Genomic DNA, 14600 nt, shown 5'->3' with positions numbered 1-14600 from the left:
TAAATTAAACATGTTGTTTACCAAAACTTAACGATCGATGTTTAATCACCTTAATCGAATTCAAACTTTCATCTCCGTTGTAGATTGCGGCTCCTTTACCAAAGCCGCAGAGCGCCTGTTTATCAGCAAGGCAATGGCCAGTATCCATGTAAAATCGCTTGAAGAAGTGCTGAATGTGCCATTGCTCATCCGCAATACACGCGGCATTTCGCTGACAGAAGCAGGAGAAGTGCTGTACAACGATTTTCGCGAGATCTTCGTCAATATCCAGACTTCGCTGGAAAATATATCCGACAGCCATCGTTCGCTCTCAGGTACGCTAAAAATTACTTCAACAACTGAATTTGGTGAGTATTATTTGTTGCCGATGATAAGTCAGTTTTGCCAGCTTAATCCGAATTTAAATATTAATTATTATGCAGACTCTTCACTGAATGATTTAGTGACTGAGCGACTGGATCTGGCAATTCGACTGGGCTCTTTACGTGATTCTTCATTGAGAAGCCGAAAACTGGCAAGTTACCCTATTATTCTTGTCGCTTCTGCCTGCTGGCTTGAAAATAATCCCCTCCGTTCCCCAGAAGATTTGAATGCCGCACCGTGGATCGCCAACAGCAACTTACAGACCCCGACACAATGGACGCTGACAGATGAAAAAGAGCAACCGTTTGATGTCCGCGCAGTTGCCAGATTCCATTCGAATACCTCAACAGCTATAAAATCCATGGCCTGCGCCGGACTCGGTATCGCCGTATTACCCGAATGGCTGGTCAGAGCTGAAATCACCAGCGGTAAACTGGTACAACTCTTTCCCGAATATAAACTGCCGGTACAGGACATCACTATTGTCTACGCTGGAGACCATCGGATCCGCCTTAAATGCCGCAAGTTTATTGATTACCTGATACAGAATTTGGAGTTATAAGACTGGGTATGGTTGCTTCTCTTTGTTCAACTTCCTGAGGGCAGGAAGGGGCAACGGATAAGAACGCGTATCACTGCCTCTGGTACAATGGACCGAAGATCATGACGTGACGCTGAAGTTCATTGAACCGGGAAAATCCTCGAAAAATGCCTTTATATCGCGTTTTAACCGGACAGAAATTCTGGATTGTGATCTATTCAGAACACTGAATGAAGTGCGGGAACTCACCGAACGCTGGCTGATGGAATACAACAGCGAACACTCTTATGAATCCCTGAATTACTTGCAGATAGCTGTGGCGCAGGAAATAGAGGTTTTACCAACGCCTCCCTTACCAGTAAAAAAAAGATGTAGGGGATATTCTGTAAGAATTTCATATGTCCTCCTGACATTTTCAACAACAGGACGTATTACCACCACCGCAACGTGTCGGTGCTAATCCCACCTTCCCCAGTGGAAGACCAAACCAGCGAGCCAGTTCAAATCTTTAATGACTCTGAAGTGTCTGTTAACCCCGTGGCTATTCAGCGATGAAAACGGCTGATACCATTACCACAGCATCAACTTATCAGTATCCCCCCTTATTCATCTGTGGATATAGACGCTAACGACATCACTGTCTGGCATTTTTCCATGGGACTTTAACGGAGTCGTAATGCGTAAATTGAACATTGGCGCCCGGGGACATGACCTCAGTGGGCAGACCCCGGCAGAAATGGTGACCCTTTCCCGTGAATTGGGCATTGACGGTCTGCAGTTGGCAATCCACAAAAGCTGGGAAGAAGCATACAAATCCCGCGATATTGAGACGATTGTCGGCAATATTAAGCAGATTCAGGACGCAGGGATATCGGTGTTCCTGCTCGCCAGTTACTTCAACCCGGTCCATTCGAACACCTCATTTTTGGCCAGTGAGATAGAGCGCGCGCGGTTCAATATCGACATCGGTCTACGCTGCGGTATCGGGCTCATCGGTAGCGAAACGGGCTCTCTGAATGACGATGCCTGGACATGGCATCCGGATAACCACTCGGAACCCGCCTTTCAACAGGTATTGACCAGTTTCCAGCAGTTACAGCCCAATCTGGAACGTGCGCAATGTCGTTTCCTGGTTGAGCCTGTATACGATCATGTCATTTATGATGCCGACAGCCTGATGCGCCTGAATACTCAACTCGGCGAACACTTCTGCGTGACCTTCGATATTGCCAATTTGCTCAATGCTGACAATGCGGCGTCATGGGAGTCCATCTTCGAAGATTTCCTTAACCAGCACGGACCACGTATTCGTCTGTTCCACTTTAAAAATTTCGTCCTCGAAGGGGAGCAAAAAATCCCGGTTCGTCTGAATGAGGGCCTTATTGATTATGAGAAAGTGCTTACGATGCTTGCAAGTCACGGACTCACTCAGGTCCCAATCATTGTTGAGGAGTTGCAGGGAGAAGCGCTGAGCGACAGCGTGGCTTATCTGCGTCAACTGCAGTTTTGATCAGGCGGTCTGCCGTGACGTAGTGGCTTCAGGAACAGAATCGAGTATTCAGGGTGTTGATAACCATGAACAATACTCGATTCTCCGAAAGGAGCAGTTGCCGTTGTATTCTGGTGTTCCAGGAAGATAGAGTCCCTCCGAACGCTGGACAGGGGCAGCAGTACTCGCTGCCCCCAGTCTACAAAGGGGCGAGATGACGCAGGCACTAATTCAATGCGACCTTTTTCATCGTACTGAGGAAGTGTTGAATGTTGGGGTTAGTATTTTTTGATCGGTAAATCGCATAGATATAACAATTACAGTGAAAGTCCGAGATGGGCAGAAATGCAATATCCTGTCGATTGTTATCAATGACGGTTTTGCCAACTAAGGTAACCCCCAGCCCAGCGGCCACGAAGGATAACGCGGAATGTATTTCTCTGGCTTTGTAGGAAATCACCGGGGACAACCCATTTTGTTTGATTTTTTCAACAACGGTATCTGAAAACTCGCTTTTTTGATTACCCGGAAAAGTAATAAATGGTGAGTTGCAAAAATCTTTCAGCGTTATAAATTTATTCCTTGTAAGATAATGATTCTTTGGCACAGCTGCAAATAACGGATCGATAAGAATCAACTCCCGGCAAAAATCATTATCCAGCTCCTGCTTTTGCTCCATGGCACGGACGAAACCCAAATCAATAACCTGTTCAGCTAATAACTCATATTGATTTGTGGATAGTCCTTCTTTTAAATTAATATCAATATGCCCGAAGCTATTCGTAAACTGCTTTATGGTTTCTGGCAAAATATTGAAAATAAGCGAGCGAATTACGCCTATGTTTAATGAGGTGGATTCAGAGTTGGTGTAACTAAAGATGTCATTTTCAAAGGCATCGAAGTTAAATATAATTTCCTGTGACCGTTGATAGACAAACTGGCCAAATTTGGTCAGTGTCATTGGTCGGGTACTTCGATTGAATAACTCATTGTTCATTTCTTTTTCTAAGGCGGCGATTTGCATGCTGATCGTCGTTGCACCAATTTGTAATTCAGCTGCCGCAGGGTTAATACCATTTTTTTCCACAACCTTACAGAAGTACCTCAACTGCTTAACATTCATGCAATCCCCCGACTTGTAACAACCTCATTGATGCGTGAAAGCTAATTAATACAGAACTTCTTAATAGCGATAAATTGAATTTTGTTAAAACCATGCCGTTGTGCTCATTCTTGATAAAGAATTTGGCTAAATTTAAAAAAATTCACTCACCGCTCCGGTATAGCCCATTCACTAACCTCCAGGCATCCCAGCAATCACCAGATTGCTCATAACGTGAGAAACACCACTCTCCGTTGCCAGTCTTCCGGTACCAGAGAGCGGAGTTGAAAATTACCCATGTAACGCTTGCTTATTCAGCGTCATCGCGGCCTCGCGCAGGACTTCACGTACAAGTGCATGCACCGCGCAGGTAATATCTTCGCCTGATGCGCTGGATGAGAACTAACCCCTACAAAAATCACCCGATTTACAACAACACCTGGTTGGATTCCTTACTTACTATAAGCAGAGTTAATAAACTCACATTTCTTTGACAGAAGAACTTGATCTACCCAGGTGTTGTCTCGCTTACCTTCTTTAATCAATTTAATTAACTCTAACTCTTTCTCACTTTTACTTTTGGCCTTTTCGTAAATATCTTCCGCATCACCGGGAGAGATCACTACAATACCATCGTCATCTCCAACCAAAATATCGCCGGGATTAACCACGACTCCGCCCACGCTAATGGGAACATTAATTTCACCGGGACCTTCTTTGAACGGTCCGGCGGGTGTTATGCCAACCGCGTAAACAGGAATATCTAATGTGGTCAGAACCGCGACATCACGAATGGCGCCATCAATAATGATACCGGCAAGTTTTTTTTGCTCTGCCGTCCTTATCATTAGCTCGCCCATTATGGCATTGGAAACATCACCACGGGCATCCACGATAATGATATCCCCCGGCAAAGCCATTTGTAATGCTTTATGCACCATAAGGTTGTCCCCCGCCCGGGTTTTCACCGTAAAGGCAACACCTAATAGATTATTTTTACCTATTTTACGGATCCGTGATGCCATAACGCTGGAACGGTTCATACAATCTGCGATATTTGCAACGGGTACCCCGTTAAAATTATTGACGAGAGTTGGATCAGGGCGATTGAATTCAGTAAAGATCCTAAATCCTGTATTACTCATTTCGCATCTCCTACGACAGGTTTTTAACAGGTAGTTAGAAAAGCCCAAGCCAGCGCCAGTAAGTTAAGGCCATCAGGCTATACACAAAGACGGCAACGGTACAAATTGGAATGCCCACCTTAGGAAAGTCGCTCATTCTCATTTCATTTGTGCCGTAGACTAATAAGCTTGAAATAGTGTTAAAAAACAAGAACAACGGAAATCCACTGATAATCATACCAGCCGGCATTGCCAGGATTATCGGATTGATATGTGCAGCCTCAGCAATACTGATCACAATAGGGATGAGCATAGTGGCCATTTTGGTCGTTCCCATAAAGGGGATATGCATGTATTGCACAATGAAAATAACAATTAATAGTAAGGCCAGGATTGAAACTTCACCAGAGACATTGATTAACTGGAATAACGATGTCGCTACCCATTTCGCGGCGCCTGTCGAGATTAACAGGTCTGCGATAATGAACCCGCCGCCCATGATCAGCATAAACTGGAAAGCCGACGTCTTAGCAGCATCACTCCAGTTGATGACGCCGAAGAGGAACATCAGACAGACGCCGATAATCGCCGCGATTGTGGTATCAATGTTCGTAATGCTCCCTGTCATCCACATCAATACGACGAACAGGAATATTAAACAACTCTTCCATTCATCAGATGACATTTTCCCCATGCTGTGCAGTTTTTCTGCAACAAGTTCCTTCCCGCCAGGAATTTCATTAACTTCGGCCTTAAATACAGTTTTAATCAACCACCATGCAAATAGGGTCACAATAAGTGCCGGAGGGAACCCGTACATGAACCATTCGGCATAAGAAATCTTTGTACCGGTCGCCTTAAAGATGAAGTCAGCGGTAACAGGATTCGGTATTGTAGCCGTCAATATACCCGCACTAATAATTGAATTGGTAAAGGCCAGCGTTAACAACAATCCGACGGCAAATTTACTGCGTTCGTCTTTGGGTATTCCACAATTCTTTTTGAAAATCTCTATAATACTAATACAGATAGGCAAAAGTGCCGCCGTTCTGGCAGCCGTAGAGGGAATGATAAATGCCAGAGCAATATTTGCGACAGTGATACCTAATGTAATACGTACCGCGGTACAACCTACTTTTGACAACAGCCAATAAATTAACCGCTCAGCAAAGCCACTTTTTGACATTGCTGGCGCCATTAATAATGCAGAGACAATTAAAAATATTGACGATGTAGAAAAGTTATTTAACGCTTTTGGCACAGTCATTATTTGCAAGCCAACCACCACTGGCACCATAATTAAACTAACAATGGCGAGCGGAACGGGTTCTGTGGCCCACAGGAAAATAATACCAACAAATAGTGCTAATGCTTTTTGCCCTTCAGGGGTTAACCCTTCCGGGGTAGGCAGGAAACATATAAAAAAAACGATTACCATTGCCATCCCAAAAAAAAGGATGCGCTGCGCTGGAGTTTTCACTTTTTTTTCAGACATAATCCCCCCACTCATTATGGTTTAATGAATTTGCATCCAACAGAACCACGCGATTATTTTTATGTGGTATTTTTGATATGTTATAAAAATTTAATATTCCATATTTATATCATTTATGATGCAACTATCGTAATGTCACCTAATTAATATCGGAAGACAACGAGGCAGGATTGAACATAAGCTCAAAAAAAATGAATCAATACAAATTAGCAAAGATTTATTTATAATTCTCTCATTAAAACAGCAAATTAGGTCTCAACCTGTTATCAGATGACATTCATTGTTGATGCATATTTGTGAACTCATCATTATTTTTTGGTCAGTTGGAATCGAGTACATCCCTGTCGGGCAATGATTTTATCGGTGACACGCCATTAGCGTCGTTCGCTTTAGGGATGAAATCTGACCTGACCTCTAATATGATCCCGTCATAATTGAGGTCAAGGTCAGAACTAAAACGGGTCTATTTACAACAGAACGTGCGCTGAGGGAAAGTTGTTTAAGTTCAATAGACTAGCAGAATGCTATAACGGCTAATTTATCAAAGGAAAGATGAGTTTGGTTGAATTCAGGGGTGTTGAGGCTGGAGAGGGCGGTTTCCTTACCTGGATACTGCCCTCCCCTTCCTTTGCAGGATGCCCCTGAATAAAGGAGACGCTGCCGGGCTGGTGATGGATTGACAAGATCTCATCACTGGCCTTATCGGGCGCAGATCAGTCAAGTAAACAGCGCCTGGCCCGGATATCGTCATGGCGATAGTCAAATTCGTAGCGATACTTTCCGGCGTGATAGATAACGTGTTCAGCGGCTGCGTATTTGAAAGGGCGGGCCATAGAGCGAAGCATCCCACTGCCGCGCTCGAAAAAGGTCAGCATAGAAAGCCCCATGCCATGATCGGTATTTTTGATGTAGTTACCATCAATGTCGCTAGCATCATAAACAAGCATTTCGACAGACCAGCCCAGCTCCAGCATGGTTTGCGCCATTTCAATTTTGGCCGCCAGCGGGGCGATATTGCGATCTTCAGCGGAATGAACCATCAGACAGAAAGTCTGGTAAGCCCCTGGCTTAAATGCCGTCGCCTGACGATTCACGGCGGATCTGATTAAACTGTCGCGGTTTTCATCCTGTGGTGAATAGGCAAGCCCCCCTTACGCTGACACAGGTAGGTGCGGAGGTTAGGTATCTACGGAGACGTTACGTTTGCTCACTCCCTCACAAAGTGAGTTACCGTATTGGTTACAGCGAGTAAAACGAGCGGAAGGGTGTAAGCCGTATCTCTTAGGATTCAATAAATTGAGATACTTTAAGAAACAGGCACTGAGAGTAATGTTTCGTTAATAATGAAAATAGGGTGATACATCTCCAGTCGCAGCCTACTCTGCCATGACGGGTAGCGGCTCACAGATCATTTCCCCTCGCCCCAAAAGAGACGAGGGGAATAACTTATTTCACCAGCCCCATAGCCTGCGGCAACGCCATGGAAATAGACGGAATATACGTTACCATCATCAGTACTACCAAAATAACAGCAAAGAACGGCAGTAGAGGTTTGATAACCCCTTCGATATTAATATTACCCACCTTACAACCGGTAAACAGAATCGGCCCCACGGGTGGGGTGATCGTGCCTAAAGATAAGTTAAAGACCAGCATGATGCCGAATTGCACCGGATCCATCCCAAATTGCGTACAGATAGGTAAGAAGATCGGTGTAAAAATCAGCACGGCTGGGGTTGGGTCCATAAATGTCCCAACGACTAACAGCACCAGATTCATGATTAACAAAATAACCAGGAAACTGTCGGTGAATGACAGCAGGCCAGATGCAATCAGGGCTGGGATCTTAGTGAAAGCCATGACCCACGACATGATTGAAGACGCAGCCAGCATAAAGATAACTATCGCCGTCATTTTCGCGGTTGCCAGGAAAATCGTTGGCAAATCCGCCATTTTTAAATTGCGATAGCAGAAGCCCAGCACCATCGAGTAAACCACAGCAATAGCTGAGGCTTCTGTGGCGGTAAAGACCCCACCGAGGATGCCACCAATAACGACGACTATCATCATCAGGCTTGGAATCGCATCTAACAGTGTGCGGCGACGCTCGCCTTTTTTCGTGGTAGAGATGGCGACATAGCCACGGCGGCGAGCAATGAAACCGGCTATCAGCATCACGCTTAACCCCCAGAGGATACCGGGGATATAACCTGCCATGAACAACGCGGAAATGGACACACTACCCGCAATAGTAGCGTAAACAATCAATGAGTTACTTGGTGGAATAAGCATCCCAGTCGGCGCTGAGGCAATGTTAACCGCCGCACTGAAAGCCGGATCATAATTTTCTTTTTTCTGGATTGGCGACATGATGCCACCAATCGCGGCGGCAGAAGCCACACCAGAACCACTGATCGAACCAAACAGCATGTTAGCAACCACCGTGGTCTGTGCTAACGGGCCAGGAAGGAAATTACTCAACATTTTGGCACAGTTGATGAGACGAATGGCAACACCACCATTGTTCATCAAGTTACCGGCCAGGATAAAGAACGGGATTGCCAGCAGTGGGAAAGAATCCAGTCCGACGAAAACACGCTGAGCCGATGTCAGAACAGCACCATCAAACGGAAGTATCAGCATCATCGCACACAGCGAAGAAAGGCCGATGCTGATGCTGATCGGAGCACCAATAAAGAGCAAGAAGAAGGCACCGCAAAACATAACCAGAGCAACAATAACTGCAATATCCATGACTACCCCTTCTGCTTTTCAGAAAGCTGCCGCAACAACCCATATTGGTTATACAGACAGTAAAAAATCGCCATCGCGCCACTGACAGGAATGGCTGCATAAATCACACCAATTGGGATTTGTAACGCCGAGTCGAGTTGCCCCATCTGACGGGTCATACCTACATAGCCTCCCATCGCCAGCACCAATACGGCAAAAACAGTGATGGCCATTTCACCGATAATTTCCAGTGAAATTCTGACCTTACGTGGGAATTTATCGCGCATAAAAGTGATTGCCATGTGTTCACGCAGACCAAACACATACGCACCACCAATCAGTACCAGCCAAATAAATAAATAGCGCGAGAGCACTTCACTCACTGCACTTGGGCTGTTAAATATATACCGGGACACCACCTGCCAGGTCACCAGGAAAGTCATGACGCCGACCAAAGCGATACACAGAGTAGCAGCGAACTTATCAAGTAATTTCTTAATCATCGTCAGTTGACGATAAAGTCCTGTCTCTTCAGGGCATTGATTTTTTTTTATTAACGGAACTGCTGAGCTTTTCATGGGGGATTCTCCAGTTTCAGGGCCGCGTTGGCGACCCTGATAATCAAGGCAAAATTAGTTAGCCATTGCGCGGATTTTCTGGAACACATCTTTTTGCTCAGGAGTGGTCAGAAGCGTTGACTGCAGAGATTGACAGCGTTCCTGGAACGGTTTGATGTCAACTTCGGTGAAGGTTGCACCGTGGCTGACAGCTGTAGATTTCGCAACATCCAGTGCTTTATTCCACAGATCAAACTCAACGGCGGTGCTCTCTTTAGCCAGTTTACGGAACGTCTCCTGGTCTTTGGTATCCATCTCGCTTATAAAGCTTTCATTCACGACCAGCAAATCAGCGACCATGACGTGACGGGTATACGAGAAGAAAGGCGCGACTTCGTATTGTTTCAGGTCAGCATAGGTAATTTCGTTGTTTTCTGCGCCATCAAGCACGCCTTGCTGAATGGCAGAATACACTTCACCCTGGCCCATTGGTACGCCAGTGCCGCCCATGCAATCCAGCATTTTGATCATGGTGTCAGACTGCATTACACGGATTTTCTTACCTTTCATATCCGCAGGCGTTTTCACCGCAGCACCTTTGGTATACATGCTACGAGCACCAGCAGTGTACGCAGTCAGAACTTCAAAACCATTACTTTTTGTAGAAGCAAATAGCGGATTCAACAGGTCAGAAGTAAACACTTTGCGCTGATGTTCCGGGTTGTCGTAGACATACGGCATCGCCAGTACAGAGAAGTTCTTGTTGAAGTTCTCAACTAATGGGTTCGCCACAACGGCCAACTGGATTGCGCCAGACTGCACCAGTTCAAGCGTTGCACGCTGATCACCCAGCAACTCATTGGGGTGAATTTCCAGCTTGTATTTTCCATCAGTCGCTTTTTCAAGCTTGGTGCTGAAATCAACTAATGCCTTGTATTGTGGGTTATTTTCAGACTGGTTAAAGGCGGTCTTCAATACAACCGGACCTTCATTCTTACTCTCCTCTTTACAGCCTGTTATCGCCAAACTGGCAACAATCAACGCACTCAGCAAAGCAAATTTGGGCTGAAATTTCATTATGGGGCATCCTTTTATGCAAATTTTAATTAAACGATTCTTTCTTCTCCTGACTATGCCGTAATGAAATGGATAATTCAGTGATCAAACCTATGAAATGAACCTTTATTTTTCAAAAAACGAAATGACAGTTCATTTTTACAAACAAATTAACAATCGGATAACGTTGAATTAAAAAAAATCTATCATCATCAGCTACGGATTGTGATGAACATTTATCGAAATGTATGAATTGTCAGAAACACACTGTTCTTATTTATGGCAATACGCAATATTCTTCAGGATGTCCTTAATGAAAGAAATACGTTCTGCCAGCGCACCACTCTCCGGGCAGGAATGACCGTCAACCTGATGACTGTCGGGGCGGGATTGCGGGTAAAAAGACGGTTATTGACGCCAACCTCGACCTGCCGGGATTTGTGGGTAAGACTGATTCACTGGGGCATTAAAGCTGGCCAGCAGTGCACCTGCCGCACATACCGGCACACTCTCAGTCAAGGCCGTTAGACCTGGAAGACTCTAATCATCAGGAGGGGGTCATCTATAGGTGAACCAGTCGAATGACCTTCATTCGTCACAATTGAGTGTCTCAGTGTATTATTTAAGCGTTATTTCCCCAATAGTGATAGTGATAGATATAGATTTATTTATATTAAGTGACTGTTCTTGCTATTAATGAATTGATAAATAAAAGAATAAACACCCTCGTTCGAACCGCCATTTCCATGCCTGAACCATTATCTAATGGTTTAGTATTATTAAATATTTTCATCGAAAATAATGGTGATTGTTGATTTGCAAACACTGCTTTTATAGCCAGTCGTATAACGGCGAACGCTCGCTATTGTATTTACCCGAAAAAACGCATTCCTTTATAGGGTGATTTACGGCATGCGGTCAGGCGCTGCTGCAAATCGCCAGAGTGAACTTCCAGCTTATGGCCGTCAGGGTCGAGGAAATAAATGGATTCACCTGCGCTTTTGTTCTGCTTCCACATAATTGTTCCTGCGTCCGCCAGCTTTCTCGCAAAAGCATCAAAATCCGCATCCTCGATACTGAAAGCATAATGGGTGTAATCGCTATCCTGCAGCGATATATACTGCCGGGCACTATCAAGCGACAGACACAACCACAGGTCGCCACAACTCAGGTAAGCACCATTATCCCAAATGGCATGGACAGGTAAACCAAGGAGATCATGGTAAAAACCAATACTGCAATGTAAATCGCTGACGGCAAGCGTCAAATGGTTGAGTCCTTTTAGCATAGGATTCTCCAACGCAAAAAGTTTTGGCAATGTTCAGTATTGCCGATTGAGTGCGATTACAATCGCTGGCGACGTCACAGTACCTGTGGCGGTTTCAGCCCGGAACAATTTGAAAACCAGTATCTCGCTTAGGGCCGTGTCCAGATTACGAGGTAAGATCATTGAGTTTATTTATTGTGAACCAGTTTACAACGATCCCATTGCTCAGTGCTTCTTGCGATGCGGTCACTAATTGCAAAGTTCATCAGCAACGAATCATAGGCGTACACTTTGCTTTTATCATCTGCCATCATCAACTTACCGTTAGTTTTCAGCTTCGGCGAGAGCAGGTATGTCCCGTTTAAACGGTTAGCTTTGAAGCTATCTACATACAACGTTACCTCGGCACCACCCAGCACACGTAAAGCGCCTATTCTGCCATTCTGTATCGCTGCAATAGCATACTGACAGAGATAAGTTTTCGCAGTTGAAGCCGTGTTTTTTCCGTCAACCTTCACTGACGGAAAATGTGAAGAGGAATTAGGGATTGAATTATGAAGAGAAGATGACGGGTAAGAGTAAGAATAATTTTTATACGCAGAAGAGGTACTTGATCCAATCCGGCACGTTTTTCCAACCGCAATGCACGAATTACCGCATGGTATACCTTTCTTGCAGTTCTTCGCGTGTGCAGAGAACGACAACCCAGCAAATAGAAATGTACCAATGGTTATACTAACCAACGAAGACCAGCCCATAAACCACCCTTCTTTTAAGAATCTCCCTACATGATACCATCATAAAATCAAGGAAATAGAAGACAATAAGCCCCGTTAGTGGTAAGGGGACAAGAGGTGCCGTTAGGTAACTACATCAATGTTCAGAAGGATCACACCTTATCAGGGTGCTCGTGTACCTTTCGGAGCATGAGTGAGCGCTGGCAGAGCCGGATTTGTAGCTACCCACTATTCACCTGTTTACGCAGCCACAAGGCCGCACATCGGGCTTAAATGTGTGTGATCAGTCTGTCGATGACATAACAATGCCAGGGAGGGCTTTGTCTTCACGTTTTGCTATCGCGGTGTGAGGTTGGAACTGCCGCCGCCTGATAGTTACACTTTTACTTTCATAGTAACTATCCGTGACAACTAACAGTGTACCTTGTGTAGCTAAATCGTCGTTCAATGGTAAAACGATTACAGACAACTTATCTTAGGTAAGATGTTGAGAGTAAAACGAATTTTAATGGATTTTTGCCACAAGGGGAGATTCTGGAGCGGGCGAAGGGAGCCGAGGACAACCAGCTAACTTCTTGTTTCTTAAAGACTGATGAATCCAGTGGTTACAGTGATGGTTACACATTTTACGATAGACGGTCAAGACTTGAAGCACGTAATATTCCCTCGAGAGGGATAGAACTCACGGCCTGACTACCCGGCCCTTTTGGGCTGACTGAGGGTCGGGCTATGGGGACTTTTGGCTCGCTCTTTATATTAGATGGAGTCTCACATTTTTCAGTCAAAACTCATCGTCTAATAGCCATCAGCCAAACAACAAGCGCTAACTTTAGCAGGAAGACCCCGAGATAGACTTTGTGTAGGTCCATTAGGTCCTCCTTTTCCGTACTTATGAACTAGATTGCTAGTACAAAATAAAGGCCAGACATCCAGTTACGGAAGTCTGACCAATAGTCGTTATTGTTAGTTAGCTTGTCTTAGTAAAGCTCAGGCGTTTGACTACAGGCAGGACAGCAGCAGCGCTGCCTGTCCCCATCTTAACAGTCGTAGCAGCCTCAGCGACCACGAATACCTTACCGAGAATCTCAAGGTCATGGGACTGAGAGTCGCCATCACGGGACAAGACCACAGTAATATTCTCGCCATCGTGACGGAAGCAACCGAAGCTCAGAGCCGTAAAGCGCTTAGCCATCATGAAGACGCCACGGTCTTCACCGTTGTAGTAGGCAATATCAGTACCCAACATATCGACAATAGCGTCTTCACCACCAAAGCCTTGCTTAGCAGCCAGACGGGAGAGAGCCTTAAGGTGACTCTCATGGGCGATGATGCCGTAGTCAGTAACCTCAGAACCGAAAGAAGACTCGGTGTTCTCATACAGCGCGTCCATGATAGTGTCTGCCTTAGCGGTTAGGCTACCAGTCAGGACCGGAAGCTCGACGGTTTTCAGCAGCTTAGAGGACTCCAGAACGTCAACCATGCGACTATTGATGGTACGGACCACGTTATCGCAGATGTTCAGAGCGTCCTGCTGTAGCGTCCCCTGAGTGAAACCAGTGGAAGACTTAGCGTCCCATAGCTTGGTCTGGTGGGACACGAGGATAGCCTGTTCAATCGGCTCAACGGTGATTTCAGTACCAGACGGGGCGGTCACGACTTCAGGTCGTTTACCACCACGGACAGGAACGACCACAGAGCGGTCAGCCAGAGTGTGAGCAATGATTGGCGTCGGTAAGCTGTTACGAGCTGGCAGGACTTCTACAGGGAACGGAATGTTATCCTGAGCGTCTTTAAGTACAGAATTGAGCATGGTCTTCACCAGCTTAGCTAACTGGAAGGCATAGACCTGAGGGTCGGCGTTAGTCGGAAGACCTTCGTTAATCTGAAGGTTGTCGGTGTCGGTGATACGAACAGGCTCAATGCCGAACTGGAAAGCGTCTTTAGTCATAGTCATGATAATTAATCTCCTTGAGTCAAATACTTGAAGTCCCTAACGGTAAGTCAGGGACCGTGTGTTCTTAGATGAGGATCTCTTGCTTACAAGCTGTCCATCCAGTTAGCGCCACTATCGAGGTGTGTAGTGGTCAACAAAAACTGGCCACCGCTTTAGAGTTTTTCCAGTATCGACTTTCCGAT

12 protein-coding genes and 3 pseudogenes are annotated in these 14600 nt (G+C 45.4%); 4 read left to right on the top strand and 11 right to left on the bottom strand.

Features of this window, described 5'->3' with window-relative positions:
- Positions 1 to 37 precede the first annotated feature (37 nt).
- Positions 38 to 925 carry a LysR family transcriptional regulator gene (locus tag CJP72_RS09525; RefSeq protein ID WP_162380625.1) on the top strand — a complete coding sequence of 296 codons (888 nt, stop codon included), beginning with the start codon at positions 38 to 40 and terminating at the stop codon, positions 923 to 925.
- 61 nt (positions 926 to 986) lie between these two features.
- Positions 987 to 1211, top strand: a pseudogene (locus CJP72_RS09520) (integrase core domain-containing protein); the annotation flags it as partial.
- A 2-nt stretch (positions 1212 to 1213) separates the two neighbouring features.
- On the opposite strand, the pseudogene CJP72_RS26300 reads toward CJP72_RS09520, so the two are convergent.
- Positions 1214 to 1302, bottom strand: a pseudogene (locus tag CJP72_RS26300) (ArsA-related P-loop ATPase); the annotation flags it as partial.
- Between the two features lie 278 nt (positions 1303 to 1580).
- Here CJP72_RS26300 and CJP72_RS09505 point away from each other — a divergent pair.
- Positions 1581 to 2414 carry a sugar phosphate isomerase/epimerase family protein gene (locus CJP72_RS09505; protein ID WP_162380624.1) on the top strand — a complete coding sequence of 278 codons (834 nt, stop codon included), beginning with the start codon at positions 1581 to 1583 and terminating at the stop codon, positions 2412 to 2414.
- Positions 2415 to 2619: 205 nt separating this feature from the next.
- Here the strand turns inward: CJP72_RS09505 and CJP72_RS09500 are convergent, their stop codons facing one another.
- The 8 genes from CJP72_RS09500 to fos all read right to left on the bottom strand — a co-directional run bounded on the left by CJP72_RS09500 (position 2620) and on the right by fos (position 11748).
- The gene (locus CJP72_RS09500; RefSeq protein ID WP_162380623.1) at positions 2620 to 3516 is read right to left on the bottom strand and encodes a LysR family transcriptional regulator; all 897 of its coding nucleotides are present in this window, start codon (positions 3514 to 3516) and stop codon (positions 2620 to 2622) included.
- 431 nt (positions 3517 to 3947) lie between these two features.
- Positions 3948 to 4640: an RraA family protein gene (locus CJP72_RS09495; protein WP_162380622.1), complete on the bottom strand. Its 693-nt coding sequence runs from the start codon at positions 4638 to 4640 to the stop codon at positions 3948 to 3950.
- A gap of 34 nt (positions 4641 to 4674) precedes the next feature.
- Positions 4675 to 6114, bottom strand: coding sequence for an SLC13 family permease (locus CJP72_RS09490; protein ID WP_202882570.1), 1440 nt, complete (start codon positions 6112 to 6114; stop codon positions 4675 to 4677).
- A gap of 713 nt (positions 6115 to 6827) precedes the next feature.
- Positions 6828 to 7220 carry a DUF2920 family protein gene (locus CJP72_RS09485; RefSeq protein WP_342212295.1) on the bottom strand — a complete coding sequence of 131 codons (393 nt, stop codon included), beginning with the start codon at positions 7218 to 7220 and terminating at the stop codon, positions 6828 to 6830.
- Between the two features lie 340 nt (positions 7221 to 7560).
- On the bottom strand, positions 7561 to 8868 hold the full coding sequence (locus CJP72_RS09480) for a TRAP transporter large permease (RefSeq protein WP_162380619.1): 1308 nt from the start codon (positions 8866 to 8868) through the stop codon (positions 7561 to 7563).
- 2 nt (positions 8869 to 8870) lie between these two features.
- Positions 8871 to 9425 carry a TRAP transporter small permease gene (locus CJP72_RS09475; protein WP_202882569.1) on the bottom strand — a complete coding sequence of 185 codons (555 nt, stop codon included), beginning with the start codon at positions 9423 to 9425 and terminating at the stop codon, positions 8871 to 8873.
- Positions 9426 to 9479: 54 nt separating this feature from the next.
- A complete protein-coding gene (locus CJP72_RS09470) occupies positions 9480 to 10481 on the bottom strand; it encodes a TRAP transporter substrate-binding protein (RefSeq protein ID WP_162380618.1) in 1002 nt (333 codons plus the stop codon).
- A gap of 850 nt (positions 10482 to 11331) precedes the next feature.
- Positions 11332 to 11748 carry a fosfomycin resistance glutathione transferase gene (fos, locus tag CJP72_RS09465; RefSeq protein ID WP_162380617.1) on the bottom strand — a complete coding sequence of 139 codons (417 nt, stop codon included), beginning with the start codon at positions 11746 to 11748 and terminating at the stop codon, positions 11332 to 11334.
- A 45-nt stretch (positions 11749 to 11793) separates the two neighbouring features.
- Between fos and CJP72_RS09460 the strand changes: the two are divergent.
- A pseudogene (locus tag CJP72_RS09460) lies at positions 11794 to 11880 on the top strand (IS3 family transposase); the annotation flags it as partial.
- A gap of 35 nt (positions 11881 to 11915) precedes the next feature.
- Here the strand turns inward: CJP72_RS09460 and CJP72_RS09455 are convergent.
- Together CJP72_RS09455 and CJP72_RS09450 are read right to left on the bottom strand one after the other, a co-directional pair.
- Positions 11916 to 12485, bottom strand: coding sequence for a hypothetical protein (locus CJP72_RS09455; RefSeq protein WP_162380616.1), 570 nt, complete (start codon positions 12483 to 12485; stop codon positions 11916 to 11918).
- A gap of 946 nt (positions 12486 to 13431) precedes the next feature.
- On the bottom strand, positions 13432 to 14418 hold the full coding sequence (locus tag CJP72_RS09450; RefSeq protein WP_052960788.1) for a hypothetical protein: 987 nt from the start codon (positions 14416 to 14418) through the stop codon (positions 13432 to 13434).
- Positions 14419 to 14600: the final 182 nt, after the last annotated feature.

Source organism: Citrobacter sp. NCU1 (assembly GCF_010231475.1).
Taxonomy (GTDB): domain Bacteria; phylum Pseudomonadota; class Gammaproteobacteria; order Enterobacterales; family Enterobacteriaceae; genus Citrobacter_D.
The sequence above is the reverse complement of the archived record's forward strand: the minus strand, read 5'-3'. Positions and strand labels throughout refer to the sequence as shown.

Excerpts from the sequence above, each read along its gene's own strand:
- CJP72_RS09505 (WP_162380624.1), top strand. The coding sequence starts at position 1,581 with ATGCGTAAATTGAACATTGGCGCCCGGGGACATGACCTCAGTGGGCAG.
- CJP72_RS09480 (WP_162380619.1), bottom strand. The coding sequence starts at position 8,868 with ATGGATATTGCAGTTATTGTTGCTCTGGTTATGTTTTGCGGTGCCTTC.
- CJP72_RS09455 (WP_162380616.1), bottom strand. The coding sequence starts at position 12,485 with ATGGGCTGGTCTTCGTTGGTTAGTATAACCATTGGTACATTTCTATTT.
- CJP72_RS09470 (WP_162380618.1), bottom strand. The coding sequence starts at position 10,481 with ATGAAATTTCAGCCCAAATTTGCTTTGCTGAGTGCGTTGATTGTTGCC.
- CJP72_RS09450 (WP_052960788.1), bottom strand. The coding sequence starts at position 14,418 with ATGACTATGACTAAAGACGCTTTCCAGTTCGGCATTGAGCCTGTTCGT.
- CJP72_RS09525 (WP_162380625.1), top strand. The coding sequence starts at position 38 with ATGTTTAATCACCTTAATCGAATTCAAACTTTCATCTCCGTTGTAGAT.
- CJP72_RS09500 (WP_162380623.1), bottom strand. The coding sequence starts at position 3,516 with ATGAATGTTAAGCAGTTGAGGTACTTCTGTAAGGTTGTGGAAAAAAAT.
- CJP72_RS09475 (WP_202882569.1), bottom strand. The coding sequence starts at position 9,425 with ATGAAAAGCTCAGCAGTTCCGTTAATAAAAAAAAATCAATGCCCTGAA.
- CJP72_RS09495 (WP_162380622.1), bottom strand. The coding sequence starts at position 4,640 with ATGAGTAATACAGGATTTAGGATCTTTACTGAATTCAATCGCCCTGAT.
- CJP72_RS09490 (WP_202882570.1), bottom strand. The coding sequence starts at position 6,114 with ATGTCTGAAAAAAAAGTGAAAACTCCAGCGCAGCGCATCCTTTTTTTT.
- fos (WP_162380617.1), bottom strand. The coding sequence starts at position 11,748 with ATGCTAAAAGGACTCAACCATTTGACGCTTGCCGTCAGCGATTTACAT.